The sequence below is a fragment of the Dyadobacter frigoris genome, assembly GCF_005280585.1.
Classification (GTDB): Bacteria; Bacteroidota; Bacteroidia; order Cytophagales; family Spirosomataceae; genus Dyadobacter; species Dyadobacter frigoris.
The window spans coordinates 142,400-166,368 of sequence record NZ_SZVO01000007.1; the positions used below are offsets into that span (position 1 = coordinate 142,400).

The following is a 23,969-nucleotide window of genomic DNA, read 5'->3' on the forward strand; positions in this document are numbered from 1 at the left end:
TTTCAATTCTTGTTAAAATTTTATTTATAATACCTCAACATCAAACGATATAGGTGAATACGGATAAATGTAATAAACTCCAGAAGCCTGAAAACCACCTTTTCCATAACCCAATGCAGATGGGAAAATAATCGTTGCTTTTTCTCCTTTACGTAATTTGCGAATTGCACGATCAAAGCCAATAACAGGACCACTAGTTGTGCCTCCAGTGCCGGTTGTAAAAGGATATGTTTTATCCCCATTATCAAATATGGCACCCGTTAAAAGTCTTCCTTTATAGGCAATATTTACCGATTTGCCTACGCCCAATGTATCGCCTGTTACAACATTATTTCTCACAATTACAAGATTGTCAGTAGATCTATCAGAAACTGTCAATTTATTCACCGCAATAAAATCATCAATTTGCTGTACTTCCGAACGGCTGCTAACAACCTCAATATTCATTTTAATCACTGAATAGCCAGGAATATTGTCAGATGAATAAGATCCGTATGCAAGATAAAAAGGCATGTACAAGGTTGCAGATTCTCCCACACGAAGGATATTAAGTGCACGTTCCATTCCTCCAAGTAAAAATCCCAGGTTATACGGACGTACAAAAGGAATTTTTGCCGTATTTACTGAAGACGCGACTAATCTTCCGTCCAAAGTATAACCATTAAAATTGAGGGTCAAACCCTCCTCAGCTTTAGGTTTTGCTCCGGTTGGATTTGCTTTTCTCAAAACGTAATACATACCCGAAGAATCCTTCGTAGCTGTAATGGAGCTATCCGCCAGATACTTTTCTATTGATTGCTGATTTTCTATCGCCTTTGCTTCGTCGTCATATTCAATTCCTTTGTTACAGGATACCATTCCCACAAGCCCAGCCAACATCACGCCCAGTGTTAAAAATTTACTCTTCATTTCGTTCCTTTTAATGTTTTTCAAGATAGGTTATTCATTGTTACTTTTCTACTCCTAATTGTTCAGACCTGATTGGCTGTGAAAAGGTTGGAACACTTATTAAAATATTTTAAATTTTAAGCTTTTCGTAATACAAGCAAAATGAAGTAAGCGGGCAAATATTACATTTGGGAGTCCGGGCAAGACAAATGTAACGGCCGTGTAAAATAAGCCAGTGATGCGCTTTGGGAACCAGTTCTGTTGGAATATGGCGCATCAACCCTTTTTCAACGGCAAGAGGTGTGGTAGCCGTAGAAGGAACCAATCCCAGACGCCGGGAAACCCGAAAAACGTGTGTATCAACCGCCATTGCCGGCTGATTAAAAATTACAGAAGCAATAACATTTGCAGTCTTTCTCCCAACGCCGGGCAATTCCTGAAGTTCAGGAATTGATGCCGGAATTTCTGACCCGAATTTTTCGACAAGCATTCTCGCCATTCCGACCAAATGTTTGCTTTTGTTATTTGGATAAGAAACGGACCGGATATAAGTAAAAACCTCATCTGAATTTGAGGCAGCCAATGATTCAGGATCAGGAAAGCGGTCAAATAAAGCCGGAGTTACCTGATTGATACGCTTGTCTGTGCATTGGGCTGAAAGAATAACGGCAACCAGCAATTCATAAGGATTACCATAGTGCAGCTCGGTTTCAGGTTCGGGGAAATTTGTTGTAAAATATGCTAAAAATGATTGAAAGCGCTCTTTCCTATTCATAAACCTGAACAAACATGATGATAATTATCTATTACGACAGAAATAATCCGGCCGTCGACAAAACTAATTATTAAAGACTCAATGCCATACTATTTAAAATATGGGATAACAAAATTCAACTGGGAATTTGAAAGGAATTTAACTGATGAAGCCGGCAAACTAAAATATAAGAATTACCGTTTTCTCTTTCAATAGAGAAAACGGAATTATATGACTGTCTGATAATATTATCAAACAGTCATATAAACAAAAACAATCTATTGAACTTTCTAACAAGAAAGGGCAGTAGATTGTTTGACTGTTTGTTGCCGTGAATAATGAATAATTTTCTGGACAGAACGATCCGATGGAATTCGGATAATTTTGTTCATCTGCTCCTTTATTTCCAAAGAATCCAGATAAAAGTTCATTAAGTCATCGTCGAGCGCAAGAGCCTCAACGATCTGGTCATTTTCATTTTGAGTTGTTTCGGCATATAAATACCTAATAACATCATCGTAGGTAAAAGTTTTTGTCATATTGCGGGGTACGTTGGCTGAATTGCTTGCGCAAATTTATCAACGCGTAACGCATCCTTCCCAATGCCGTATTAATACTCACACCTGTGGCATCAGCAATTTCCTGAAAACTCATGTCCTCATAATGGCGCATGATCAGAACCTGCTTTTGTACATCCGGCAGTCGTTGGATCATCTCCCTCAACTGCTCGTGCGTCTCTTGCCGAATCTGGATTGACTCAACGGAATCCTCCGCGAAATCCAGTGTATTAAATACGCTGCTTCCATCTTCGAACACTACATTGGGGTAGCGTTTATCGCGTCTGAAATAATCAATGGCTAGGTTGTGTGCGATCCGTATAATCCATGGCAAAAATTTACCTTCGTCGTTATATCTGCCTGACTTAATTGTGTCAACTGCCTTTATAAATGTGTCCTGTAATAAATCCTCGGCTACATATTGGTCCTTGACAATCAGGTAAATAGTCGTATAAATTCTTGACTTATGGCGCTGAACAAGCTTTTCAAAAGCTTTCTCATTACCACGAATATACAATGTTACCAACTCACTGTCGCTAACTTGGACTTTCTCCATTTTACTATTCGATTTAGTTAACGTAGAGCAGTTCGTCTATATTGTTTCTCCTTTCTTTAGTAAGTGTGAAAATGATGTGATATTGGTACTTTTCGAATTATATTAATCAAAGAAATGGATTTGGCAATTGATTTGCAAATGTTTGCACTCCTTTTTTTTCTAATTTAATTCTAATTAACACATATTAACAAGTAAATAACACAAGTGCCCGTTTTTACCACAATTTACTTACGTCTATACCTATTGGCGCAAATAATAGAACTTATCAAATAATATACGATGAATTATAGGACTTTGGATCGAATTGAGAATAATTCAATTAAAATTTCCAGACAAAACTTTAATGTTTTATTTGAAAACAAACAATAATTTTAGGGTATGAAATACAAGCATCTTTTTTTTGACCTCGACCACACTTTATGGGATTTTGAAAAGAATTCTTCTGAATCACTTGAAGATATTTATTATAATTCTGACCTGAAACAGCATGGCGTTTCTTCCATTGAGCACTTTATTCAGTCATTTTTAAGAATAAATACTGCACTTTGGGATGCTTTTGACAGAGGAACTTTGCACCATGCCTATATACGTGAAAATCGTTTTAAAATGGTTTTTGATGAACTGGGGGTTGCTTGTCCGTCAAATCATGTAGAAATCGGTGAGATTTATCTTAATACACTTCCTCAAAAAAAACATTTGCTTGAAGGTGCGCTTGATATTCTTAATTACGTTACCGACAAAGGTTATGCCGTTCATATTGTAACGAATGGATTTAATGATATTCAGGCAAAAAAGATTTCCAGCTCGGGTATTTCTCACTTTTTCAAAAACGTAATAACTTTTGAAAATGCCTGTGCAAAGAAGCCCGATCCAAAGATTTTCGCCTACGCATTGGAAATGGCTAACGCCTTGCCGGAAGAAAGTATTATGATAGGAGACAACTGGATTGCCGATGTTATGGGCGCAAAACAATTTGGCCTGGATACAGTTTATCTAAATCCTGCCGGACTTTCTTTCGATGAATCGCCAACATACGACATACGCCGTCTTGAAGAATTAAAGTTGATTTTTTAATTGATAGAAGACAAAAAGTAATTTACTGACTTGTATCTATAAATTACTTCACCTCATCTGCCTCAAAAAATGATATCTTCAGTTCGCGAAGATAATTTTTGATCACATCCACATGAACACATTGACCAACGTTAAGAAAAGGAAAATTTGAGACCCGTTTTCTTTGCCCGTCAGTGATTACTTCGCGGTTTACCTGATCAAATCCCAAATGCAGATGTCTGGTCGCGCTCTGCATGCCATAAATTACGCCATTAGGATCAAACAGAGGGCCGCCACTCTGTCCGCGAAGTCCTGGAGTGCTCATTTCTATTCCTACAATATTATTACTTTCTCCTATATGCCTGGTTATAATCCCGTCAATAGGGAAACTGGGCGTATTAACACGTCCTTCTTTAATCCATTCAATATCGTTTGTACTTTTATTCAGCTGATAATTTGTAAATTCAGGGAAAGGATAGCCTAGCCGGCAAAGATATTTTCCTTGCTTTACATCTCTGGTATCTTTCAAAAACGTGGCATGCCCCTGATAGAATTTGGTATCATAATCCCTGAACTGAATTACGGCAAGATCTTGTGTCGGATGCAGATTAATAGTTAAGCTTTTGTAAGCATTAACACAATTGATAAAATTGGAAAGAATCCTGATGGGCGTTTCAGAATTGATTTTATACTTACCTTCCAGAAATTGTTTTTGGGTATCAAAACCCGGATCACGCTCGAATCTCCTCAGCTCGCCTTTGAATTTAAGGTAGTTTTCGTAAATCTGATTGGCATAAAGGATTTGTCTGGCGATATGCCGGCATGTGATAGCAAAACCATCTTCATTGATAAAAAACAAAGTTCCGGTTCCGGGGATGATATCACTGCCTCCGTAATAACGCGCTATAAAATGAATAGGACGGGTGAACTGGTCGACCCTTTCAATGGCTTCAACAAACATAATAATAAGGGAGGGGAGGTTAGGAAATTTACTGAAGTTGGATTGGAATAATGGCTTCCGTTTGATCCCAGCTTAAAATCATGTTTATGCCCGAAGGCTGCTCTTCAAAGTAAATTTTAAATAATTCTTCGACTTTTCGGTTAATTCTGATTGGAACATCTGCTTTCAGGAAATCTTGTCCATCATTATAATCTGTGCCCCACTGGCTCGTTTCCCTGTTCAGAATAACTTTCCATTCAGATTGACCAGGAATCGTCCAGATTGAATATGTTCCGGACTTCACAGGTTTTCCGGCAAACACAATTCCCTCACCGATTTTAATTAATGTAGCTTCATTTGCTCCTGTTCTCCATACTTTGCCATACGGCACCACCGCCTTGTCCTGTTCCCTGCCAAAAATAAACCTTTTTTTCTTTGATGGCCGACTATAATTTACATCAATATCAATTCCTTTTTGATGAAATTCTGCAAGAGCAGCGGGACTGGATGATTTGGTGTATTTTCTAAAACTAAAAAAGCCGATGGTTAAAAGAACAAGAATTATGGAAAAGATCAGGAGAGGTTTTTTCATAGGAGTCAGGGGCAAACAATTCGGTAAAAGGTGTAGCTGACAGACAGCCGGATATAGTAATAAGTATCTTTTCTGGATGGATCTCCCTGCTGAAGCTTGTCATTATTTTTTGCATCTCCGCCAAGATTATCAATGTAATCACTAAAAGTTTTCCGGGTACCATATTCCAGACCAATATTCCACGGCCTTTTTATTTGATATTTTATTCCGACACCATACGGAATGACAAACGTGTTGGTTTTATAATTGTCGGTAACAACGTCAGGTTTGAATTTAGAATATCCGATCCCGCCAAAAACATACGGTGTCCAGTTCACAGCATATCGTTTTTCCTGATAATCAAGAAAGTTATATTCTGCTACTGTGCTGATCTCTGTTATTCTGGACCGAAAAGATAAGTTTCTGGCTTTTTGAAAAGGATCTTTGCTGTATTGATCCGAAGCACCAACCAGTCCTGCCGCAACTTCTGCTCTAAGCGACAACGCCTGATTGGGATTGTACCTGAAAAATAAACTTCCACCCGGTTTTACAAACCGGAATTTGAATGATGGTGAAATATCACCTTTATAATTAAAAGCGCCTAAACCACCACCTACTTCAATTTTTTGGGCTTTGGCTTCAAGTACAATCCCCGGTAAAACCGAACTGGTTAGTACAAGAAGGTTCAGCAAAAATCTTACACGCAACTGTTTCAAGGTATTTTATATTGATCTGTTTATTTCAACGGAGGGCACTTGATCTGTGTAGGAAGCACATAATTGATATGAATAGTTCCTATCAGATAATTGTCTTTAAGCGATGGACTGTTTCCTCGTGAAGTATTCACAGAACCATAGTTATTATCTTTTAAAACCTGGAAAGGATCTGCATCCCCAGAATTATAAATTGCCTGCGTATATTTGGTCAACCCATCCGTTCTGTCATGACCTTTTCGAACTGTATATCTTTCGCCCGACCGGTTAGCCATTTTCAAAGCCAATGGATTATCTGCAAAAACCGCTGGATCCGCATAATTCCCTGCAACATCATCCAGATAGTCTGTAAATGTTTTTCTAAAACCCAATTCGGCACTGATATCAAACCTGTCATTAATTTTATATCTGACACCAATCCCAACGGGTATGGCAAACTGGATAAGCGAATAAGGCTTGGCATAACCCGGACGCCCTTGTCCCTCGGTACCAAGAGATTGAAGTTTAATCCAATTACCCCCAAGCGTGTCTAAGGCCTTCGGATTGTGCGCAACAACCGCGATTCCCCCAAATAAATAGGCACTGAATTGTGGCCTGCGATCATAACTTCTATTATCCGGAGTTAGCTTAAAAATACCAACCACGGCAAATTCTTTCAAATCATTGCGAAAACTTAGATTACGTGGAAACCGCAGATTCGTCGGATCGTTTTTATTCATTTTATAATCTTCCCCAACAATCCTGGCATAGGTAAATGAAGCCCTAGCAGCCAATCTTGGTGTAAAATGTCTCGTATAATTTCCTGATACATTCCATCGCATCATACCAAAGGTTGACCTCAATGGTGTAGTGTAGGAAGCCATATCTCCATAATAATTTGAGGTTCCAACCCCAAATCCCACGGTCGAATAAGGAATAAAAGTACCACGTCTTACCTGTGCCTCAGCGTTGTAAGTAACAACCAATAATCCAAGCACTAAAAAAAATAACAGCCTTTTGCTTATCGGTCTCATTTTAAAAGTTTTAACCATTTTAGATCAATTTTTTGCAAAAATAGAACAGTTGTCGGTTTTCCTAAGGATATATCTCCTTTTCAACGTATTTCTCTAAATTTTATTTGTAAGGCAAGTATAATTTAAATTAGCCCCAAGTTGTTTCACCTGAATAGAGTACAGCTCAAAGTCATAAAAGTAACTTTGAATACCATTTATATTATGTTCTTTCTCAATCAGAAACTGTAAATTTACTATTATTGTATAATTGAAATAAGATCTTCGCGATGATTACCAGTAAAAACCTGAGGTTCTCCTACTCACCACAAAAGCAATTCAGTTTTCCCGATATAGCTTGCAACGACAAGGAAGCTTTGCTTATCCTTGGACAATCCGGCAGAGGAAAAACGACTTTTTTACATTTGCTTGCACTTCTATTGCAACCGGACGCAGGCAATATACAGATATCCGGTCACACATTGTCCGGCTTATCCTCAACCGAAAGAACGAATATCAGGGCGAAAAGTTTGGGAATAATTTATCAGCGCGCACATTTTGTTAGTGCCTTATCGGTGATAGATAATATTCTGCTTTCCAATTATCTCGCAGGGAATAAACAGGATAAGGAAAAAGCGTCTTATCTGGCTGAACAACTGGGCTTTGCGGATCATCTCAACAAAAAAACTACGCAATTAAGCCAGGGTGAACAACAACGTGTGAGTATTGCCAGAGCCTTAATGAACAATCCAAATGTAATCCTGGCTGACGAACCGACGTCCAATCTTGATGATAACAATTGTCAGAAAGTGATAGAACTTCTTAAAAAACAATCTTCATTGATCGGAGCAAGCCTGGTGGTGGTAACGCACGATCAGCGGCTCAAAGATGAGTTTCCTAATCAGGTTTTTTTGTAGTTCAAATCCTCAATGACCTCGTGAGTTTGCAGTAATTGTAAACTTTAACTTATAGAAATACGATCAGAATGAATCTCTTCAAAATAAGTGTTGCCAATCTTAAAGAAAAAAAGTTAAACAGCTTTTTAAGTGCGCTGCTGCTTACGCTGGGCATTGGAATGATTTCGTTATTACTGCTTTTGAACAAACAGCTCGACGAACAATTCAGAAGAAATATCAGAGGTATTGACATGGTAGTTGGGGCCAAAGGAAGTCCTTTGCAGCTTATACTTTCAAGCATTTATCAGATTGACTCTCCAACCGGCAACATTCCGTTAAGCGAAGTTAACGCGCTAAAAAGAAATCCGTTTATTAAAACCATCATTCCATTATCGATGGGGGATAATTATCATGGATTCAGGATTGTAGGCACAACGTCTAAATATGTCGAACATTTTCAGGCAAAAATAAAGGAAGGGGCCTTGTTTTCTAAGCCAATGGAGGTGACCTTGGGTAGCAAAGTTGCGAAAAACTCTGAACTCAAAATCGGCGATACTTTTGCCAGCTCGCATGGTCTGGATTCTGATGGCGATGCACATAATGACAAAAAATATAAAGTTACAGGCATTTTTGAACCAACCGGTTCTGTGGTTGACCAACTGGTTTTGACAAATCTTGAAAGCGTTTGGGAAATCCATGAACATGCAGAAACTCCTGCTGCGGAAATCAAGGAAAACGATCCAGCGCATGAAGAAGAAATGGGAGACGCGCATCACGAAGCAGAAAAACAGATCACAAGCGCATTAATCCAGTTCCGTAATCCGATGGGACTAATCACCATTCCACGTCAGATCAATCAAAATACTTCGATGCAGGCAGCTTTGCCAAGTATCGAGATTAACAGATTATTTTCACTTTTGGGAGTTGGGATTGAAACATTGAGAGCTTTGGCACTCGTTATCATTGTCATAGCCGGTGTTAGTGTTTTCATTTCTCTTTACAATTCACTTAAAGAACGAAAATACGAAATGGCGTTGATGCTCTCTATGGGTGCAACACGAACAAAATTATTTTTTATGCTTTTGCTGGAAGGTTTGATTTTAGCGATTACCGGATATCTCTCCGGAATTATGCTGAGCCGAATTGGTTTGTGGCTTTTTAGCAGAGCTGCAGAACAGGATTTCCATTATTCAATTCGGGAATTTAATCTGCTGCCGGAAGAACTTTATTTATTAGCGGGAGCACTTATTCTTGGATTGCTGGCGGCGGCATTACCTTCGCTAGGCATTTACCGGTTGAATATCTCCCGGACACTGGCAGAGGAATGATATTAATTGTATTTTTGTTTAACACCCGAATCCTTTTTGCACTAAAAAATTATATAATATGAAATCTGTTCGTTTCATAACACTGGCTCTGCTGCTTACTTCTTTATTCGCATTTACACCTGTGTCCGCTCCGGCAAAACTGACCTGGGAAACTTTGCGTGATGTAACATTTAAAAAGAAATGGTACGCGGAGGAATCAATTTACATGCTGCATCCGACTTTTGGTCCAAGTGTACAAAAATTGAAAAATCAGCCCGTAACCATTACAGGTTATATTCTTCCTGTTGATCTGGATGCGAATTTGTATGTTTTATCTGCATTCCCATTCAGCGCCTGTTTTTTCTGCGGAGGAGCCGGACCGGAAACTGTTATGACATTGAATTTCAAAAAAGGTACAAGAAAATTCAAAACGGACGAAAGGTTGACTTTTCAGGGAACGCTGCAACTAAACGCCGACGATATTTACAAGATGAATTATATTCTGGATGGTGCTGAAATAGTTGACTAATACGATTATGAGCATAGGCAATAATCCATTGATACTCAATCCATGTTATAAGGCTTCCGACCTGCAAAAATTGCCGGATGGCCCTCCGTACTATGAACTTATCAGTGGAAATTTATCTATGTCTCCATCGCCAACTTATCAACATCAACGCATATTGCGTGAGATCTTTTTTGCGCTGCACAAGTTTGTAAACGAAAACAATCTGGGAGAAGTACTATGCGCTCCACTGGATGTCGAATTTGATGACATGAATGTGTATCAACCGGATATTTTCTTTATCTCCAAAACTAATTCAGGAATAATAAAAGACTCCAGAATTACTGGCGCACCAGACCTAGGTATAGAAATTCTGTTTGGCAATAAATATCATGATCTCAATACCAAACGCTATTCTTACGAAATTTTTGGTGTACGGGAATTTTGGCTGGTTGATCCCCAGGAAAAGACAGTTGAAATTTTAGAAAACCTGGATATGGAATTTCTTCGGTTTTCTTATGCAAAACACGAGGGAATTGTAAAATCTAAAATTTTGAATGGCTTTTCAATTGAAATAAATGACTTGCTTGGGTAATTCAAATCCCCAACAATCTCCAGACTCCGGAAATAAAGAATAAAACCAATCCAACCGGAGTCAACACTTTCCAGCCCAAATACATTAATTGGTCAACGCGTAGACGTGGGAGTGTCCAGCGCGCCCACATTTGTACGAGAATTCCCATCAATGCTTTTCCTAGCAACCAGAAAGCACCGGTTAAGTAACCAAACCAGGTTCCGGGTTCGCCACTTGTCCAGTCGGCCAGTTTTATCGGACCAATATTCGGAAAAGGAGTGTTCCAGCTTCCAAGAAAAAGAATAGCTCCAAGGAGCGAAACAAGCAGCATCATACCATATTCAGATAACATGAACAATGCCCAGCGCATACCTGAATATTCGGTATGAAAGCCCGCTACCAATTCAGATTCTCCTTCTGGTAAATCAAATGGAGCGCGGTTACATTCGGCGAGTGAAGCAATGAAAAAGATAACGTAAGCCAGAAGTAAAAAAGGATTTCTGATAATGTTCCAGGATAGAAATCCGCCCACTGCCGTTACATCAATACCAAATCTTCTCATGCCAAAAAGGTAAACGGTTTCTCCCGAATAAATTCCCTGTTGAAAACTGATGATCTGCAAATCAAGCGTCTGGGACAACATAACTACACAAAGAATAGATAATCCCAGCGGCACTTCATAAGAAATAATTTGTGCCACAGCACGCATGGCACCATACAAAGCAAATTTATTATTGGAACCCCAACCAGCCATTAAAAGACCGATTACATCCACTGAAACAATTGTCAACAAAAAGAAAACACCCACGGCAGCACCCGAACCTGCGAGATCAGGAGCTAGCGGAACTACTGCAAAACCAGTAAAAACGGATGCAAAAATTACAATAGGTGCAATTAAAAAAAGTCTGCGATCCGCCGCTTTCGGTACAATATCTTCTTTTTGAAGTAATTTCAAAAGATCAGCAAAAAGCTGTAATAAACCCCATTTTCCAACCTCCATTGGCCCCATGCGGTCCTGAATAAAAGCAGAAACTTTACGTTCAAGATATACCCCGACAACCACAAAGCCGGGAACAATTGCAAGAAATATCAGAAGTGTTATAGGCATTATTTTAGTTGAAAGCGGCCGCCGCGCGGTTGAGAGTTGAGATGGCAAAAGTAAGCAAAAAAGTTACTCCTCCTCATCCTTTTGCCCTTTATAACCGGAAGCTTGCAGGAGATTGGCCGCATTGTCATTTTTCATAAGCTCTGGTAACGTAACATTTGGATTTTCGGCCATGTACCGGCTAACGATCCGCCAGCCTATCCAACGCCCAATTCCGCCTGGGACTTCATTACCAATTTCTGTTGTAAACGGCCGCTCGCCTATGAATTTCTGTTTTTTCAGATCGGTATTTTCGTACAATAATTTATTTGATACAAAAAACGACCAGATAGCTTCCTGACTATTATATGTTCTTGCCAAACTTTCTTCGGAATAGCCCAAAATCAGACTATCAGGAGCATTTGGCATGACCTGTTTTACGAATTCATATCCTTTTCCATAACCAATCATATCCGCCAAAAGCGTACGATCGGATGCATTGACATGATTGTATTTATTTGACATAAAGAAAATAATCGAAGGAACGATGTATTCTTTTTGGTAACGTTTCAACTGATAATCGTACACATCAGGACGATACATTGCTTTTGGTCCGCCAAAATAATCCAAGCCGATAACAATTAGAGAATCAGAAATATACAGATCGTTTCCTGCAAAACCGGTCACCATAAATTTCACTTCCGGGGCTTTAAACTGCGGATAAAATTTTGCGATTTGTCCAAAAGCTTCTTTTAATGGATTGATTACAGAAACATTTCTATCGCCGATGATTGAATCCAGCTGTATCTTGAATGCTCTAAAATCTTTATTTTGCAGAATCTGAAAAAGATGAGCAGGCAATTCAGCTTTTGCCACAGGCGCATCGGTGAAGTACCATTCGGATAAATAGGGGTGCTTGTCCAGAAAACTTTGTACGTCTTGTACCGTTTTACAGGCAAACAATTCTTCATCCAGATTTTCAGTGCGTACCGTAACTTGCAACAAACCGGAATCAGAAACCGGTTCTTTTTTACTATTCGTTTTACAAGATGAAAACCCTAATGCCAGGCAGCCGACAATGATTAAAGTGCGTATATAAAACATTCGGAAGAAACGAATTATCATGATTGATCAAAATACAAAAATAGAAAAAAAACGGATAAGCATCTTAGGCTGCGGATGGCTCGGCTTTCCCTTAGCTCAACGTTTGCTAGGTGACGATATTTCATCACAGGTGAAAGGAAGCACAACTTCTGCGGATAAAATTGAAAAATTTAAAGAATCGGGAATAGAGGGATTTTTGTTTAATCTGAATCCGGAAATTTCAGGGAATGATGATGAGATAAAGTCATTTTTTGACTGCGATACTTTAATAATTTCCATTCCTCCAAGATTATCAAAAAACGAACCGGACTTTCATCCGAGACAAGTTCAATCCGTAATTGACCACATAAAAAATTCTCCGGTTAAAGAGATTTTATACATTAGTTCGACCAGCATTTATCCTGATTTGAACCGGATTGTTGTAGAAAACGATGTTATTTCACCCGAACAATCTCCGTCCCCGGTGATGGTTGAAGCTGAAAATCTGTTGATTAGTCTCCGGGGCAAAAGAAGTGTTTCAATATTACGTCACGGAGGATTATTGGGTTATAACCGTATTCCCGGGAAATATGTGAAGGGACAAAAAAATATGACAACCGGCTCAATACCTGTTAATTATATCCATCCCGATGATTCAGTTGGAATTATTGTTTCTATTTTACAAAAAGGCGTGGTCAACGAAACTTTCAATATTGTTGCTCCATTACATCCAACCAGAAGGGAAATTTATCTTAAATCATGCGCTCAATTTGGTTGGGAATCTCCGACATTTCAGGAACCTGAAATTAAACCGGATTTTAAAATTATTTCGGCCGAAAGGTTGAATTCATTTTATGAATATGAGTTTAAATTTCCGGATCCTTTGCAGTTTTATTATGAAGAATAAATAAACGAAAGCAACTCGTTTTTTAATAAAAAATCCATGAGAAAGCCTCACGGATTTTTTATTAAATCAAATATTTTCTATTCAATTACTGCATTCCCAAAAGCTCTGTCAATTTAGCTTCCAAAGCTGGTCCACGAAGATTTTTTGCAATAACTTTTCCTTCTTTGTCTAATAAATAAGTCTGCGGAATTGCACTTACACCATATGTCTGAGCTACCACCGAATTCCAGAATTTCAGGTCTGAACCATGAATCCAGGTCAGATTATCCTTTTTGATTGCCGCTTTCCAGGCATTTGCTTCTTTGTCAAGCGACACGCCATAAATATCGAAACCCTTACTTTTAAACTTGTCATACATACGAACCACATTCGGGTTTTCCATACGACAAGGGCCACACCATGATGCCCAGAAATCAATTAAAACAAATTTCCCACGAAGAGAAGAAAGTGTGACTGGTTTTCCCTCCGGATCATTTAAAGTAAAATCCGGAGCTTCATCTCCAACTGAAATCCCCTTGATCCGCTTAATCTGGCCAATAAATGCTTCTGCAAGTTTTGGCGTTGGTTTTACACTTTCAAACCTTTTCGCTACTTCCTGTAACATAGGAAGATCAGTTTCGGGATTTAAAAAGTTGTTTGCAGCAAAAATAGCAACCAGTGATGTACCCATTTCAGGAATCAAAGCCTTGATTTTAGTTACCTGTTCCAGCTCCGCTCCCTGATATGCTTTCTGAATTTCCTGAATTTTCTTTGTATCCTTTTTTGCTTCGGCTTTGGCATATTCATCATTCCAGACAGCCACTTTTGAAACCATACTACGGTTTATATCCACCAGTTTGGCGTAGTAGTCCATATTTTTTGAACCGGTAATTTCTACTTTACCAGGATTTCCTTTGCTATCTTTATCAAATCCGTCCGCAACAATATTGAACGTTTCACCACCTTCCGAAAGCAAAACTATCTTCTGGCGATCGGCAATGTTCAGCAAATAGAAACTGCCACCATCTTTTTCCAATCCTTTAATCGTAAAAGATCCGTCTGCAGACATTTTTGCCGAATCCAGTTTTATAGCCGTTCCGGTTACCAAAGATTGACTTAACAAAACTTTTTCGCCTGCTGAGCCATTTTTAATTTTGCCGTTGATCGTAAAACTTTTAGGAGATATCTGGGCCATTACGGAGACACCCGTTAAGGCCAATCCTAAAACAAACAAGTCGGTTTTAATGCGTTTCTTCATAATTTCCTTTGCAATATTCTCCAATGTAAAGTGTACAGATTACAATTTCTCCGCCAGCAACTGGTTAACCATTTTCGGATCAGCCGCTCCATTCGATTTTTTCATGATCTCTCCTACGAATAATCCTAATAAACCTTTTTTACCTTTCCGGTAAGCCTCAACCTTATCTGGCATCGATGCAATAACCTCATCTACCAACGATTCCAACTCATTTGTATTGCTGTTTTGCAGCCAGTTATTTGTTGTCGCGATCTCTTTTGGCGAACGTTCGGGCTCATTTAAAAGAATCGGAAATATTTTTTGTGTCGCAATAGAATTGCTGATCACATTGGTTTCTGTCAACTCGATCAATTCAGCCAGGATCTGTGCTGAAATCGGGAAAGATTCAATGTTTCCGTCATGCTCATTCACATAGGATTTCACAGAACCCATCAGCCAGTTTGATACTGCTTTGTAAGCGAATGTTTTCGCACAAACGGCCTCAAAATACTCTGCCATTTCTTTGGTATCCGTCAAAACCAGCGCATCATAAACAGGAATGCCATAAACCGTTGTGAATTTCTCACGTAAGGCTTGTGGCAAAGCCGGCATCGCTTCCGTAATATCGCTTAACCACTGCTCCGAAATAACAACAGGACTTAAATCCGGATCCGGGAAATAACGATAATCATTCATCGTTTCCTTCACACGCATACCGTAGGTTTTTCCGCTGTCCACGTCAAACATCCTGGTTTCCTGCTGAATCGTTTCACCGTTTTCAAGCATCGAAATTTGTCTGCGTGTTTCAAAATTGATCGCCCGCATCATATTCCGGATCGAGTTCATATTTTTAACCTCAACCTTCGTTCCAAGTTTCGTTTCGCCTTTTTTTCGAAGAGAAACATTGACATCACAACGTAGCGATCCCTCTTCCATATTTCCATCGCTGATATCCAGATAACGTACTAAACGGCGAATTTCCGTCACAAAAGCTCCTGTTTCTTCTGCTGATCTTAAATCAGGCTCGGAAACCATTTCTACCAGTGGAGTTCCTGCACGGTTATAATCCAGTAAAGTATCGGTATCACTTCCATCATGAACCGATTTCCCGGCATCTTCTTCTAAATGAATATGATGAAAACGAATATATTTTTCGTACAATTTCCCATCATTTCCCTTTACAGAAATCATAATCCCGCCATTTTCACAGATCGGCTTTTTATCCTGGGAAATCTGATACCCTTTTGGAAGATCCGGATAGAAGTAATTTTTTCTATCAAAAATAGTACGTCTGCTAATAGAACAGCCCAAAGCCAGTCCCATTCGAACTGCGTATTCAACTGCTTTTTTATTCAGTTTGGGTAAAGTCCCCGGCAATGCCAGTGTCAATGGCCCTATATTAGTATTCGGTTCTGCACCAAAACGGTTCAGGTCTTGAGCGAATAACTTCGATTCTGTTAATAGCTGGCAGTGCACTTCAAGGCCAATTACCGTTTCATAGGTGGCAATAAGTTCTTCGGTCAGCTCCGTTGGATTCAGTATGCTTTCAGTCATATTGGTTAAAAATTCTTTAGCAAAGATACAAAAACGGGTCGTCCACCATATGAACGACCCGTTTTTTCTATAATAAACTGCGTCAAATCAACTTATAACGAGTTAATCCAGTTAGCAATCACAGCAATATCTGCTTTTGGAACGTGTGCCATTGGAGCCATTGGAGGGAAACCAGGCCAATGTTCAGGTTTTGGAGCATGAACCAACTCAACAATTTGATCAACTGTATATTTCTTTTTGGCAACTTCCGCGTAAGGAGGGCCGATAATTTTATCGTAAGGATTGTGACATGCCAAACATGCATGTTTGTTCAACAATGCTGATACGTCAGCAGGTACTGGCTTGCGTTTTGGTTTTGCCTCAGCAGCAGGTTCCGCAGCCGCAGGTGTTGCACCTTCAGCAGCTGGTGCAGCCTTGGCTGTGTCAGATTTTGGTGCAGGTGCAGCAGCAGCCTGAGTTTTTTCAGGTGCAGGTGTATCTCTTTTTTCAGCCTGAAGAACTGTTAATGCAGTTGCTTCACGAGCCTTACTACCAGAGCCATAAAAGGTATCATACTTGGCTTTGTCGTCAGCCGAAGAACAGCCGATCCAGATTGAGGCAGCTATGGCAATTGTTGCCAGAGAAGTAAATTTTTTAAGTGCCATTTTTTTTAACATATTTAAAGTAATTCCGCCAGATTATCGGTTTCAACGATTAATCACTACACGAAGAAAGCAAGTTTGTCTTAGATTTCCCTATTGTATATTGTAAATCCTCATATACTGTAAATTTAATATAGGATATAAAAAGCTTATTATCAATCATTTAACCCAAAATCGATAGTTGTAAATTCTTGAAATTTATTATTTATCTAAATTTTATTTGAAATATGTTTTTTAAATAATATGAAATCTTCTTACTTTTGCAGTCCTATTTGTAAAACGATGTAAAGTAATGGCTAAGAAAGGTAATAGAGTACAGGTTATATTGGAATGCACCGAACAGAAGACTACGGGTGTACCAGGAATGTCACGTTACATAACGACAAAAAATCGGAAAAATACGCCAGGTCGTATGGAATTGAAAAAATTCAATTCTTTCCTAAGACGTTATACTCTTCACAAAGAGATTAAGTAATTACTTTCAATGTTTGCTGACTGAAAAGTTGGCGATATGTCGTAATTACAATAGCATTTAAATTATACAATAACATATTAACTATATACAGACATGGCAAAGAAAGTAGTTGCTACCCTGAAAAAAGAAGGCGGTAAAGCATTTGCGAAAGTGATTAAAGCCGTTAAGTCTCCAAAAACAGGAGCCTGGACCTTCAAAGAAGAAATGGTGCCTATCGATGGTGTACAAGGTGCCCTTAAAAACTAAGGTGAATTTCTCCCTTATGTTTCAAAGGTTTTAATATTAGATTGCCCGAAAAGTCCCAAGAGGGACTTTTTTGTTTTATTTTTGGGTTGTAAAAACATTCATGCAGAAGTAATATGATACTTTTGGCATACTAACAAAATTAGATTTTTAACCTATACATCAGACTATGGCTTTATTTGGGTTTTTTTCAAAAGAAAAAAAAGAGACATTAGACAAAGGTCTCGAAAAAACCAAAGATAGTTTTTTTGGCAAACTCTCCCGTGCCATTGTTGGTAAAACGACAATCGACGAAGAAGTGCTTGACGAACTTGAAGATATTCTTGTCAGTTCTGATGTAGGTGTTGAAACGACAGTAAAAATTATCAAGCGTATTGAAGAACGTGTTGCGAGAGATAAATACGCAACGACAGCCGAACTTGATATTATTTTACGTGAAGAAATCGCATCGCTACTAACAGAAAATAAATCCGTTGATGTGACGGATAGTTTTGAAACGGAGCATTTGCCAAAACCATACGTGATTATGGTTGTTGGCGTAAATGGTGTTGGAAAAACAACAACCATCGGAAAACTTGCCCATCAGTTCCATTCACGCGGCCACAAAGTGATCCTGGGCGCTGCTGATACTTTCCGCGCAGCTGCTGTTGAACAATTGAAACTTTGGGGAAAACGTATTGATGTTCCTGTGATTGACCATGGGATGAATACCGATCCATCAGCGGTTGCATACGACGCTTTGAAACGTGGTATGGAAATCAATGCGGATGTGATCATTATAGATACGGCCGGAAGATTACATACCAAAGTTAATCTGATGAACGAGCTTTCGAAAATCAAGCGCGTCATGCAGAAAATTATTCCGGATGCGCCGCACGAAGTTCTTCTTGTGCTCGATGGAAGTACAGGGCAAAATGCTGTAATTCAGGCTCGTGAGTTTACAAAAGTTGCTGAAATCTCCGCATTAGCCATTACGAAATTAGACGGAACAGCAAAAGGCGGCGTCGTTATCGGTATTTCAGATGAATTCAAAATTCCTATCAAATACATTGGTGTAGGAGAAAAAATGGAAGATTTGCAGGTTTTTGACCGGAGTGAATTTGTTGATTCTCTTTTCAAGAAAATCTGATTTCGGCCGTTCATCCTTGCTAGTAGCACTTCAATAACTTTCTGCTTTCTCCATAGTCAGCAAAATGGTATTTTGAACTATTGTTCACTAAGTACCACTTTTGGCTATGGATAAGAACGGTTCATTTCTAATTTTTGCTTTTATTTTCGGAATCTTTGGATGCGCAATCTGGGGATTATTGAAATATACAGATGATACTGTTGGAAAGCATTCTCCTTTAAAAATCTCCAGGTCATACCAGATCACAGCCTTTCAATATTTCACCAAATTCGAAAATTGGGCGATCTACTATTGCGGACTGACCGGTTTCTATTGCCTATTTCGGATACCTTACACTACTTCATCCTCCGCTTATTTACATGACTGGCGAACTACCACTGCTCTCATACTAATATCCCTGGTTATGATTGCGCCATTTATGGTTTATCTATATCTGGATTTAAATTATTGGCAATACACTAAAAATGTACGGATAGCATATCATCCGGATGAAAAAACCATAGAAATTAATTTCCCAGAAAAAAGTTATTTAATAAAAGAAGGTGATATTAAAAATATTGAAACAATAAGTAGTGGTGGTAGGGTACGATTTGGGTATTCAATCTATTCACTAATGAATGGAGATTCTTTTATTCTCACTGATCGTATGCCGGGAACCTGGGCTATACAGGAATACTTTAAGAAAATTCCTTTTCAATGGACGGAAAAACGATTTCCGGTAATAAAATATGGGTCATTTGTTGAATCCAAACTTATGTAAAAGTAATCTGATTCAAACAGACTTAATTTTTATATCTGGCTATGGGAAAATTTAAATTTTCAAAAAATAATCTTGTAAGTCCAGCCGCTCCCATGGATGATCAGGAATTTAAGGTTATGATAAAAGCGGCAGAAATTGGTCCTTTTTATTCCACGCAACAAGTATTTGAACGGATTAAAATTTGGAAGAAAAAGTACTCTAAGTAGTAATGAGTGAGAATAAAAGCCACACGAAAAATTAAAATATAACATCTCCCAAATCAATAATTTTCGAGAATAAAACTATTCTATCGCCTGATAGAAATTACTATTCAAATTTTAACGAACTTTGCACCCCGTTTGACCGTTCATTATCAACTACTTCACAGGAAACTTTTCTGACTTCCGGTTGCGTGATGAATATCTATTCAATAAAAATTAATAGCTAAAAGCTAATCGCCGATAGCTACATCCTATGAAAACCAAAGGAATACGTACAAATAAAGTAAATATTGTCACGCTTGGTTGCTCAAAAAACCTGGTTGACTCCGAAGTTTTATATACCCAGTTAAAGGGAAACGGATTCGATGTAACACACGAATCAAAAAAGGATAATTCCCAGATTGTAGTTATCAATACCTGTGGTTTTATTGACAATGCAAAGGAAGAATCCATCAATACAATTCTTCGTTACGCAGATGCAAAAGCAGCCGGAATTGTGGATAAAGTGTATGTCACAGGATGTTTGTCGCACCGTTACAAAGATGAACTTTCCATCGAAATTCCTACCGTAGATGCATGGTTTGGCACAAACGAACTTCCCCGTTTGCTTAAAACGCTGAAAGCAGATTACAAACATGAACTTGTTGGAGAACGTCTGCTCACAACACCTACGCATTACGCTTACATGAAAATTGCAGAAGGCTGCGATAGACCTTGCAGTTTTTGTGCTATTCCAATTATGCGTGGCAGCCATGTTTCCCGTCCGATCGATGAGTTGGTAAAAGAAGCAAAATCACTTGCGAAACGTGGTACGAAAGAATTAATTCTGATCGCCCAGGATCTTACTTATTACGGTCTGGATATTTATAAAAAAAGAAATTTATCTGATTTAATGGCTCAACTTTCTGATGTTGAAGGCATTGAATGGATCAGATTACAATATGCTTATCCAGCTGGTTTCCCTATGGATGTTCTGGATGTGATGAAAGAACGCAGCAACATTTGCAAATATCTTGATATGCCATTGCAATCAGGTTCTTCGGAAATATTGAAATCAATGCGCAGAGGAATTTCACGCGAGAAAACAGAATCACTGATTTATTCTATCCGTGAAAAACTACCTGAAATTACATTGCGTACGACATTGATCGTTGGCCACCCGGGAGAAACCGAAGCACTTTTTGATGAAACGTATGAGTTTGTTGAGAAAATGCGTTTTGACCGTTTGGGAGCGTTTCAATATTCGCATGAAGATAATACGCATTCCTACACAATGCCTGATGATATCCCTGCCGAAATCAAGCAGGAACGTGCCGATACGATTATGGAATTGCAACAAGGAATTTCTCATGAATTAAACCAGCAGAAAATCGGTAATACCTACAAAGTTCTGTTTGATCGTAAGGAAGGTGGATATTTTATTGGCCGTACAGAATTTGATTCTCCGGAAGTTGATAATGAAGTTTTGGTTCCGGCAAGTCAATATGTACGTTTGGGAGATTTTGCCAATGTAAAAATCAATAACGCTGAGGAGTTTGATTTGTATGGGGATGTTGTTGTTTAATTACTTATTCGAAAGTTTGAGAATCAAACAATTGTTGTAAATGAGCTTGTAAAATTTTCTTATCTGGTAACTTGGTTTGATAATCAGCTACTAAGGTCGGAGACAAAGTACGACTTAAAGCATACTCAACAACAGTTTCATCTTTGTTTTTACAGAGTAAAATACCAAATACTGGGATTTTCATTGGGTTTTTTTACATCCCTGTCAAGAGCTTCCAGATAAAAATTGAGCTGACCGAGATGTTCAGGAGAAAACTCGACAACTTTTAGTTCAATAGCTATCAAACAACTTAATGAGCGATTGTAAAATAAAAGATCAATGAAGAAATCATGATTTCCTACTTGCAATCTGTACTCTTCTCCTAAAAAGGCGAAGTCTTTCCCAAATTCGAGTAAGAATGTACGGATGTTTGCAGCGATCAAATTTTTCAAATCTTTTTCGACATGCGCTTCTGGCAAATTTAAAAATTCCAGTACATAACTGTCCCGAAAAATACTTCCTATATCCGGAGACAAAACTCTCATCGTTGATGAGAGTTTTGCATTTCCCAGCATTGTCCTTTCAAATACAGCACTATTAAGTTGCCGTTCCAGCTCACGGGAAGAATATCTTTCCTTTACACAAAGCTGTAAGTAGAATTCTTTCTCTTCAATAGTCTTGGTTTTGGAGAAAATCATTAAATGATTCGTCCAGGTAATTTCTCTCAGCAGTGCCGAGAGTTTTGGATAGTTATGGTATGTTTCATAAAACTGCTTCATCCGCCACAAATTTTTATCCGAAAAGCCAGGCCCACTAAACTCTGTTTGCTGAAGATAATTTGCAAATTGAACAACAACAGATTTCCCCCAGCCTTGTTCCAGAATCTATTGACTCAAATATTCTCCTATTTGCCAATATAAATTTACAAGCTCAGCATTAACAGATCGGGCAAGTTTGACCTTAGTTTCTCTGATGAGCCTCCTCAGGTTTTCAAAATGTACTTTATCAATTTCCATGAAGTGTGTGACTATTGAATTGTAATTGAGATAAAAACCACAAAGTTTAGAGACGGGTTTTTACAATTCTGTCACTATCAAATCGAAATTAATGATCAAACAATGGTCAACTTAAACGATCCAAACCATTTCATTTTTGGCTTAGAAATTAAAGTATCCTATTTTTGCATCTTCAAATAAAGAATAAATTTAATCTCCCATGTTGCAACGCGTTCAATCCATTTTTTTAGCCATTACGATTATAGGAATGGGCATTTTTGTTTCCTTTCCCGTTTGGACTAAAATAGCTGCCGCAGGAGATCAGCAGATTTCCTTAACGGCCCTGAAAATGACACATCAGATTAATCCGGTACAATCCAATATTGATTCGGTTCCCTATTTATTGGTTCTTGCTATTGTGATTGCAGGAGTTTCTGCTTTTTCATTGGTCAAATTTCGTAACCGGATCTTGCAGTCTGCTCTTTGTGCCGTGAATTCAATATTGATGAGTACGCTTCTCGGAATTGTTATTTATTTAACTTTTTACAAAGCTGCCAAATTATTCGATCCGCAGATTCCTGGCGATTACACCATAGGTTTTTATGGCCTTGTAGCGGCTATGCTCGCAAACGTGATGGCGAACCGTTACATTCGTAAGGATGAAAAAACCGTTCAGCAATCGAACAGATTGAGATAATTCTGAGAAATATCTTTGTAAAAAAAGGCTTGAAAAAAGAAAGCAAAATTTTCAATTTTCAAACCTTTTTTTGTGCCAAATTTTATTTTTCTATACCAAACCTTCCCGCAGTAAATCGTGCAAATGAACAAATCCTTTTACGGTTGTTCCTTCAACTACAACCACATGTGTTATACTTTTTGACTGCATGATTTCCAAAGCCCTCACCGCAAAATCCTCAGGATCAACACAAATTGGAGACTCCGTCATAATATCACAAGCTTTTAAATGCAAAAGCTCTTCGCCGGAATGCTGATTTAACATACGTCTTAAATCGCCATCGGTAATTATTCCAGCCATTTCTCCTTTGGCATTATTAACAGCTGTTACACCAAGTCTTTTGGAAGTAATTTCCATAATAACTTGCTTTAACGAAGCATTTTCATCAACAATCGGCAACGTGTTATTTGGATAAATATCACAGACTTTCAGATATAATCTTTTTCCAAGCGCACCTCCCGGATGATATTTTGCAAAATCCTGACGTGTAAAACCACGCGTTTCCAGCAATGAAATAGCTAGCGCATCACCTAAGGCCATTGCAACCGTTGTGCTGGTTGTCGGCGCCAGATTATGCGAATCAGCTTCGTTAGGTGCATAAGCATTTAAAATAAATTGAGCGTGCTGAGCAAGATAAGAATCGGTATTGCTGACCATCGCGATGATCGGAACTCCGGTACGTTTCAGTAACGGAACCAGGACTTTTATTTCAGGTGTATCACCGCTTTTTGATAAAACCAAAACCACATCATTATCCTGGATCATGCCCAAATCTCCATGAATTGCGTCAGCAGCGTGCATAAATAATGCCGGAGTACCGGTAGAATTCAGGGTTGCTACAATTTTCTGTCCAACGATTGCGCTTTTGCCAATTCCCGAAACAACGACCCGCCCACCGGAATTTAAAATGGCATATACGCATTTTTCAAATTCGTCATCAATCCTTTCAACAAGATTCTGTAAAGCAATAGCTTCGTGCAGTATCACATTCTTTGCGATGGACTGAATATTTTTTATTAATTTCAAATCTGAATTACAGTTTTATTGAGAACTAATTCCAATTATTAAGATCAAAGACAAAGATAGAGACTTTTGGGATA

The 23,969-nt window shown here is 38.5% G+C and carries 29 protein-coding genes; 13 read left to right on the forward strand and 16 right to left on the reverse strand.

The window, feature by feature from the left end; genetic code table 11:
- Window positions 1-24 precede the first annotated feature (24 nt).
- The 4 genes from FDK13_RS16000 to FDK13_RS16015 form a co-directional block, all read right to left on the reverse strand.
- Window positions 25-909 carry an FKBP-type peptidyl-prolyl cis-trans isomerase gene (locus FDK13_RS16000; protein ID WP_137341014.1) on the reverse strand — a complete coding sequence of 295 codons (885 nt, stop codon included), beginning with the start codon at window positions 907-909 and terminating at the stop codon, window positions 25-27.
- Window positions 910-1,018: 109 nt separating this feature from the next.
- Window positions 1,019-1,663: an endonuclease III gene (gene nth / locus FDK13_RS16005; RefSeq protein WP_137341015.1), complete on the reverse strand. Its 645-nt coding sequence runs from the start codon at window positions 1,661-1,663 to the stop codon at window positions 1,019-1,021.
- A 269-nt stretch (window positions 1,664-1,932) separates the two neighbouring features.
- Window positions 1,933-2,181, reverse strand: coding sequence for a hypothetical protein (locus tag FDK13_RS16010; RefSeq protein WP_137341016.1), 249 nt, complete (start codon window positions 2,179-2,181; stop codon window positions 1,933-1,935).
- A complete protein-coding gene (locus FDK13_RS16015; RefSeq protein ID WP_137341017.1) occupies window positions 2,156-2,755 on the reverse strand; it encodes an RNA polymerase sigma factor in 600 nt (199 codons plus the stop codon). The genes FDK13_RS16010 and FDK13_RS16015 overlap by 26 nt, the downstream gene beginning before the upstream one ends.
- A gap of 378 nt (window positions 2,756-3,133) precedes the next feature.
- Between FDK13_RS16015 and FDK13_RS16020 the strand changes: the two genes are divergently transcribed.
- Window positions 3,134-3,829, forward strand: coding sequence for a YjjG family noncanonical pyrimidine nucleotidase (locus tag FDK13_RS16020; RefSeq protein ID WP_137341018.1), 696 nt, complete (start codon window positions 3,134-3,136; stop codon window positions 3,827-3,829).
- Between the two features lie 43 nt (window positions 3,830-3,872).
- On the opposite strand, the gene FDK13_RS16025 is transcribed toward FDK13_RS16020, so the two are convergent.
- The 4 genes from FDK13_RS16025 to FDK13_RS16040 are packed head-to-tail and all read right to left on the reverse strand — an operon-like array spanning window position 3,873 to window position 7,045.
- Entirely contained in the window at window positions 3,873-4,769 is an 897-nt protein-coding gene (locus FDK13_RS16025) for a S1 family peptidase (protein ID WP_137341019.1), read from the reverse strand.
- A gap of 28 nt (window positions 4,770-4,797) precedes the next feature.
- Complete coding sequence (locus FDK13_RS16030; RefSeq protein ID WP_137341020.1) at window positions 4,798-5,340, reverse strand: DUF2911 domain-containing protein; 543 nt, start codon at window positions 5,338-5,340, stop codon at window positions 4,798-4,800.
- 5 nt (window positions 5,341-5,345) lie between these two features.
- Window positions 5,346-6,035 (reverse strand): type IX secretion system protein PorG, encoded by a 690-nt coding sequence (porG, locus tag FDK13_RS16035; protein WP_229216057.1) that lies wholly within the window; start codon window positions 6,033-6,035, stop codon window positions 5,346-5,348.
- 20 nt (window positions 6,036-6,055) lie between these two features.
- Complete coding sequence (locus tag FDK13_RS16040; RefSeq protein WP_137341021.1) at window positions 6,056-7,045, reverse strand: DUF6089 family protein; 990 nt, start codon at window positions 7,043-7,045, stop codon at window positions 6,056-6,058.
- 266 nt (window positions 7,046-7,311) lie between these two features.
- Between FDK13_RS16040 and FDK13_RS16045 the strand changes: the two genes are divergently transcribed.
- The 4 genes from FDK13_RS16045 to FDK13_RS16060 all read left to right on the forward strand — a co-directional run bounded on the left by FDK13_RS16045 (window position 7,312) and on the right by FDK13_RS16060 (window position 10,324).
- Window positions 7,312-7,938 (forward strand): ATP-binding cassette domain-containing protein, encoded by a 627-nt coding sequence (locus FDK13_RS16045; protein ID WP_137341022.1) that lies wholly within the window; start codon window positions 7,312-7,314, stop codon window positions 7,936-7,938.
- 68 nt (window positions 7,939-8,006) lie between these two features.
- Window positions 8,007-9,245, forward strand: coding sequence for an ABC transporter permease (locus FDK13_RS16050; protein WP_137341023.1), 1,239 nt, complete (start codon window positions 8,007-8,009; stop codon window positions 9,243-9,245).
- Between the two features lie 58 nt (window positions 9,246-9,303).
- Window positions 9,304-9,753 (forward strand): YEATS domain-containing protein, encoded by a 450-nt coding sequence (locus tag FDK13_RS16055; protein ID WP_137341024.1) that lies wholly within the window; start codon window positions 9,304-9,306, stop codon window positions 9,751-9,753.
- 7 nt (window positions 9,754-9,760) lie between these two features.
- A complete protein-coding gene (locus FDK13_RS16060) occupies window positions 9,761-10,324 on the forward strand; it encodes a Uma2 family endonuclease (RefSeq protein ID WP_137341025.1) in 564 nt (187 codons plus the stop codon).
- A gap of 1 nt (window position 10,325) precedes the next feature.
- Here FDK13_RS16060 and FDK13_RS16065 read toward each other — a convergent pair whose 3' ends face one another.
- Window positions 10,326-11,411 carry a complex I subunit 1/NuoH family protein gene (locus tag FDK13_RS16065; protein ID WP_137341026.1) on the reverse strand — a complete coding sequence of 362 codons (1,086 nt, stop codon included), beginning with the start codon at window positions 11,409-11,411 and terminating at the stop codon, window positions 10,326-10,328.
- 63 nt (window positions 11,412-11,474) lie between these two features.
- Window positions 11,475-12,491, reverse strand: a complete 1,017-nt coding sequence (locus FDK13_RS16070; protein ID WP_137341027.1) for a gliding motility protein GldB-related protein — start codon at window positions 12,489-12,491, stop codon at window positions 11,475-11,477.
- Between the two features lie 19 nt (window positions 12,492-12,510).
- Here FDK13_RS16070 and FDK13_RS16075 point away from each other — a divergent pair, with 19 nt between their 5' ends.
- Window positions 12,511-13,377 (forward strand): Rossmann-fold NAD(P)-binding domain-containing protein, encoded by an 867-nt coding sequence (locus tag FDK13_RS16075; protein ID WP_137341028.1) that lies wholly within the window; start codon window positions 12,511-12,513, stop codon window positions 13,375-13,377.
- 85 nt (window positions 13,378-13,462) lie between these two features.
- Here FDK13_RS16075 and FDK13_RS16080 read toward each other — a convergent pair whose 3' ends face one another.
- The 3 genes from FDK13_RS16080 to FDK13_RS16090 form a co-directional block, all read right to left on the reverse strand.
- Entirely contained in the window at window positions 13,463-14,614 is a 1,152-nt protein-coding gene (locus FDK13_RS16080; protein ID WP_137341029.1) for a TlpA disulfide reductase family protein, read from the reverse strand.
- Window positions 14,615-14,653: 39 nt separating this feature from the next.
- Window positions 14,654-16,147 (reverse strand): Asp-tRNA(Asn)/Glu-tRNA(Gln) amidotransferase subunit GatB, encoded by a 1,494-nt coding sequence (gene gatB / locus FDK13_RS16085; protein WP_137341030.1) that lies wholly within the window; start codon window positions 16,145-16,147, stop codon window positions 14,654-14,656.
- Window positions 16,148-16,239: 92 nt separating this feature from the next.
- Complete coding sequence (locus FDK13_RS16090; RefSeq protein WP_137341031.1) at window positions 16,240-16,791, reverse strand: c-type cytochrome; 552 nt, start codon at window positions 16,789-16,791, stop codon at window positions 16,240-16,242.
- 289 nt (window positions 16,792-17,080) lie between these two features.
- Between FDK13_RS16090 and rpmG the strand changes: the two genes are divergently transcribed.
- The 6 genes from rpmG to rimO all read left to right on the forward strand — a co-directional run bounded on the left by rpmG (window position 17,081) and on the right by rimO (window position 21,159).
- The gene (gene rpmG / locus FDK13_RS16095; protein ID WP_137341032.1) at window positions 17,081-17,263 is read left to right on the forward strand and encodes a 50S ribosomal protein L33; all 183 of its coding nucleotides are present in this window, start codon (window positions 17,081-17,083) and stop codon (window positions 17,261-17,263) included.
- A gap of 93 nt (window positions 17,264-17,356) precedes the next feature.
- Complete coding sequence (locus FDK13_RS16100) at window positions 17,357-17,509, forward strand: DUF4295 domain-containing protein (protein WP_137341033.1); 153 nt, start codon at window positions 17,357-17,359, stop codon at window positions 17,507-17,509.
- Window positions 17,510-17,675: 166 nt separating this feature from the next.
- Window positions 17,676-18,635 (forward strand): signal recognition particle-docking protein FtsY, encoded by a 960-nt coding sequence (gene ftsY / locus FDK13_RS16105; RefSeq protein WP_137341034.1) that lies wholly within the window; start codon window positions 17,676-17,678, stop codon window positions 18,633-18,635.
- Window positions 18,636-18,741: 106 nt separating this feature from the next.
- A complete protein-coding gene (locus FDK13_RS16110; protein ID WP_137341035.1) occupies window positions 18,742-19,395 on the forward strand; it encodes a PH domain-containing protein in 654 nt (217 codons plus the stop codon).
- A 41-nt stretch (window positions 19,396-19,436) separates the two neighbouring features.
- A complete protein-coding gene (locus tag FDK13_RS35435; protein ID WP_170982815.1) occupies window positions 19,437-19,601 on the forward strand; it encodes a hypothetical protein in 165 nt (54 codons plus the stop codon).
- Between the two features lie 247 nt (window positions 19,602-19,848).
- Window positions 19,849-21,159 carry a 30S ribosomal protein S12 methylthiotransferase RimO gene (gene rimO / locus FDK13_RS16115; RefSeq protein WP_137341036.1) on the forward strand — a complete coding sequence of 437 codons (1,311 nt, stop codon included), beginning with the start codon at window positions 19,849-19,851 and terminating at the stop codon, window positions 21,157-21,159.
- A 4-nt stretch (window positions 21,160-21,163) separates the two neighbouring features.
- Here the strand turns inward: rimO and FDK13_RS36115 are convergent, their stop codons facing one another.
- Both FDK13_RS36115 and FDK13_RS16120 read right to left on the reverse strand, forming a co-directional pair.
- On the reverse strand, window positions 21,164-21,343 hold the full coding sequence (locus tag FDK13_RS36115) for a PDDEXK nuclease domain-containing protein (protein WP_229216058.1): 180 nt from the start codon (window positions 21,341-21,343) through the stop codon (window positions 21,164-21,166).
- Entirely contained in the window at window positions 21,309-22,022 is a 714-nt protein-coding gene (locus tag FDK13_RS16120) for a PDDEXK nuclease domain-containing protein (RefSeq protein WP_310588133.1), read from the reverse strand. The genes FDK13_RS36115 and FDK13_RS16120 overlap by 35 nt, the downstream gene beginning before the upstream one ends.
- Before the next feature lie 331 nt (window positions 22,023-22,353).
- Between FDK13_RS16120 and FDK13_RS16125 the strand changes: the two genes are divergently transcribed.
- Window positions 22,354-22,830: a DUF4293 domain-containing protein gene (locus FDK13_RS16125; RefSeq protein WP_137341037.1), complete on the forward strand. Its 477-nt coding sequence runs from the start codon at window positions 22,354-22,356 to the stop codon at window positions 22,828-22,830.
- Between the two features lie 90 nt (window positions 22,831-22,920).
- Here the strand turns inward: FDK13_RS16125 and FDK13_RS16130 are convergent, their stop codons facing one another.
- Window positions 22,921-23,895, reverse strand: a complete 975-nt coding sequence (locus tag FDK13_RS16130; protein ID WP_137341038.1) for a KpsF/GutQ family sugar-phosphate isomerase — start codon at window positions 23,893-23,895, stop codon at window positions 22,921-22,923.
- Window positions 23,896-23,969 lie beyond the last annotated feature (74 nt).

Excerpts from the sequence above, each read along its gene's own strand:
- FDK13_RS16075 (WP_137341028.1), top strand. The coding sequence starts at position 12,511 with ATGATTGATCAAAATACAAAAATAGAAAAAAAACGGATAAGCATCTTA.
- FDK13_RS16050 (WP_137341023.1), top strand. The coding sequence starts at position 8,007 with ATGAATCTCTTCAAAATAAGTGTTGCCAATCTTAAAGAAAAAAAGTTA.
- rimO (WP_137341036.1), top strand. The coding sequence starts at position 19,849 with ATGAAAACCAAAGGAATACGTACAAATAAAGTAAATATTGTCACGCTT.
- FDK13_RS16060 (WP_137341025.1), top strand. The coding sequence starts at position 9,761 with ATGAGCATAGGCAATAATCCATTGATACTCAATCCATGTTATAAGGCT.
- FDK13_RS36115 (WP_229216058.1), bottom strand. The coding sequence starts at position 21,343 with ATGAAAATCCCAGTATTTGGTATTTTACTCTGTAAAAACAAAGATGAA.
- FDK13_RS35435 (WP_170982815.1), top strand. The coding sequence starts at position 19,437 with ATGGGAAAATTTAAATTTTCAAAAAATAATCTTGTAAGTCCAGCCGCT.
- FDK13_RS16010 (WP_137341016.1), bottom strand. The coding sequence starts at position 2,181 with ATGACAAAAACTTTTACCTACGATGATGTTATTAGGTATTTATATGCC.
- FDK13_RS16065 (WP_137341026.1), bottom strand. The coding sequence starts at position 11,411 with ATGCCTATAACACTTCTGATATTTCTTGCAATTGTTCCCGGCTTTGTG.
- FDK13_RS16070 (WP_137341027.1), bottom strand. The coding sequence starts at position 12,491 with ATGTTTTATATACGCACTTTAATCATTGTCGGCTGCCTGGCATTAGGG.
- FDK13_RS16125 (WP_137341037.1), top strand. The coding sequence starts at position 22,354 with ATGTTGCAACGCGTTCAATCCATTTTTTTAGCCATTACGATTATAGGA.
- FDK13_RS16025 (WP_137341019.1), bottom strand. The coding sequence starts at position 4,769 with ATGTTTGTTGAAGCCATTGAAAGGGTCGACCAGTTCACCCGTCCTATT.
- FDK13_RS16030 (WP_137341020.1), bottom strand. The coding sequence starts at position 5,340 with ATGAAAAAACCTCTCCTGATCTTTTCCATAATTCTTGTTCTTTTAACC.
- gatB (WP_137341030.1), bottom strand. The coding sequence starts at position 16,147 with ATGACTGAAAGCATACTGAATCCAACGGAGCTGACCGAAGAACTTATT.
- ftsY (WP_137341034.1), top strand. The coding sequence starts at position 17,676 with ATGGCTTTATTTGGGTTTTTTTCAAAAGAAAAAAAAGAGACATTAGAC.
- FDK13_RS16045 (WP_137341022.1), top strand. The coding sequence starts at position 7,312 with ATGATTACCAGTAAAAACCTGAGGTTCTCCTACTCACCACAAAAGCAA.
- rpmG (WP_137341032.1), top strand. The coding sequence starts at position 17,081 with ATGGCTAAGAAAGGTAATAGAGTACAGGTTATATTGGAATGCACCGAA.
- FDK13_RS16020 (WP_137341018.1), top strand. The coding sequence starts at position 3,134 with ATGAAATACAAGCATCTTTTTTTTGACCTCGACCACACTTTATGGGAT.
- nth (WP_137341015.1), bottom strand. The coding sequence starts at position 1,663 with ATGAATAGGAAAGAGCGCTTTCAATCATTTTTAGCATATTTTACAACA.
- FDK13_RS16055 (WP_137341024.1), top strand. The coding sequence starts at position 9,304 with ATGAAATCTGTTCGTTTCATAACACTGGCTCTGCTGCTTACTTCTTTA.
- FDK13_RS16040 (WP_137341021.1), bottom strand. The coding sequence starts at position 7,045 with ATGAGACCGATAAGCAAAAGGCTGTTATTTTTTTTAGTGCTTGGATTA.
- FDK13_RS16015 (WP_137341017.1), bottom strand. The coding sequence starts at position 2,755 with ATGGAGAAAGTCCAAGTTAGCGACAGTGAGTTGGTAACATTGTATATT.
- FDK13_RS16080 (WP_137341029.1), bottom strand. The coding sequence starts at position 14,614 with ATGAAGAAACGCATTAAAACCGACTTGTTTGTTTTAGGATTGGCCTTA.
- FDK13_RS16110 (WP_137341035.1), top strand. The coding sequence starts at position 18,742 with ATGGATAAGAACGGTTCATTTCTAATTTTTGCTTTTATTTTCGGAATC.
- FDK13_RS16100 (WP_137341033.1), top strand. The coding sequence starts at position 17,357 with ATGGCAAAGAAAGTAGTTGCTACCCTGAAAAAAGAAGGCGGTAAAGCA.
- FDK13_RS16090 (WP_137341031.1), bottom strand. The coding sequence starts at position 16,791 with ATGGCACTTAAAAAATTTACTTCTCTGGCAACAATTGCCATAGCTGCC.
- FDK13_RS16000 (WP_137341014.1), bottom strand. The coding sequence starts at position 909 with ATGAAGAGTAAATTTTTAACACTGGGCGTGATGTTGGCTGGGCTTGTG.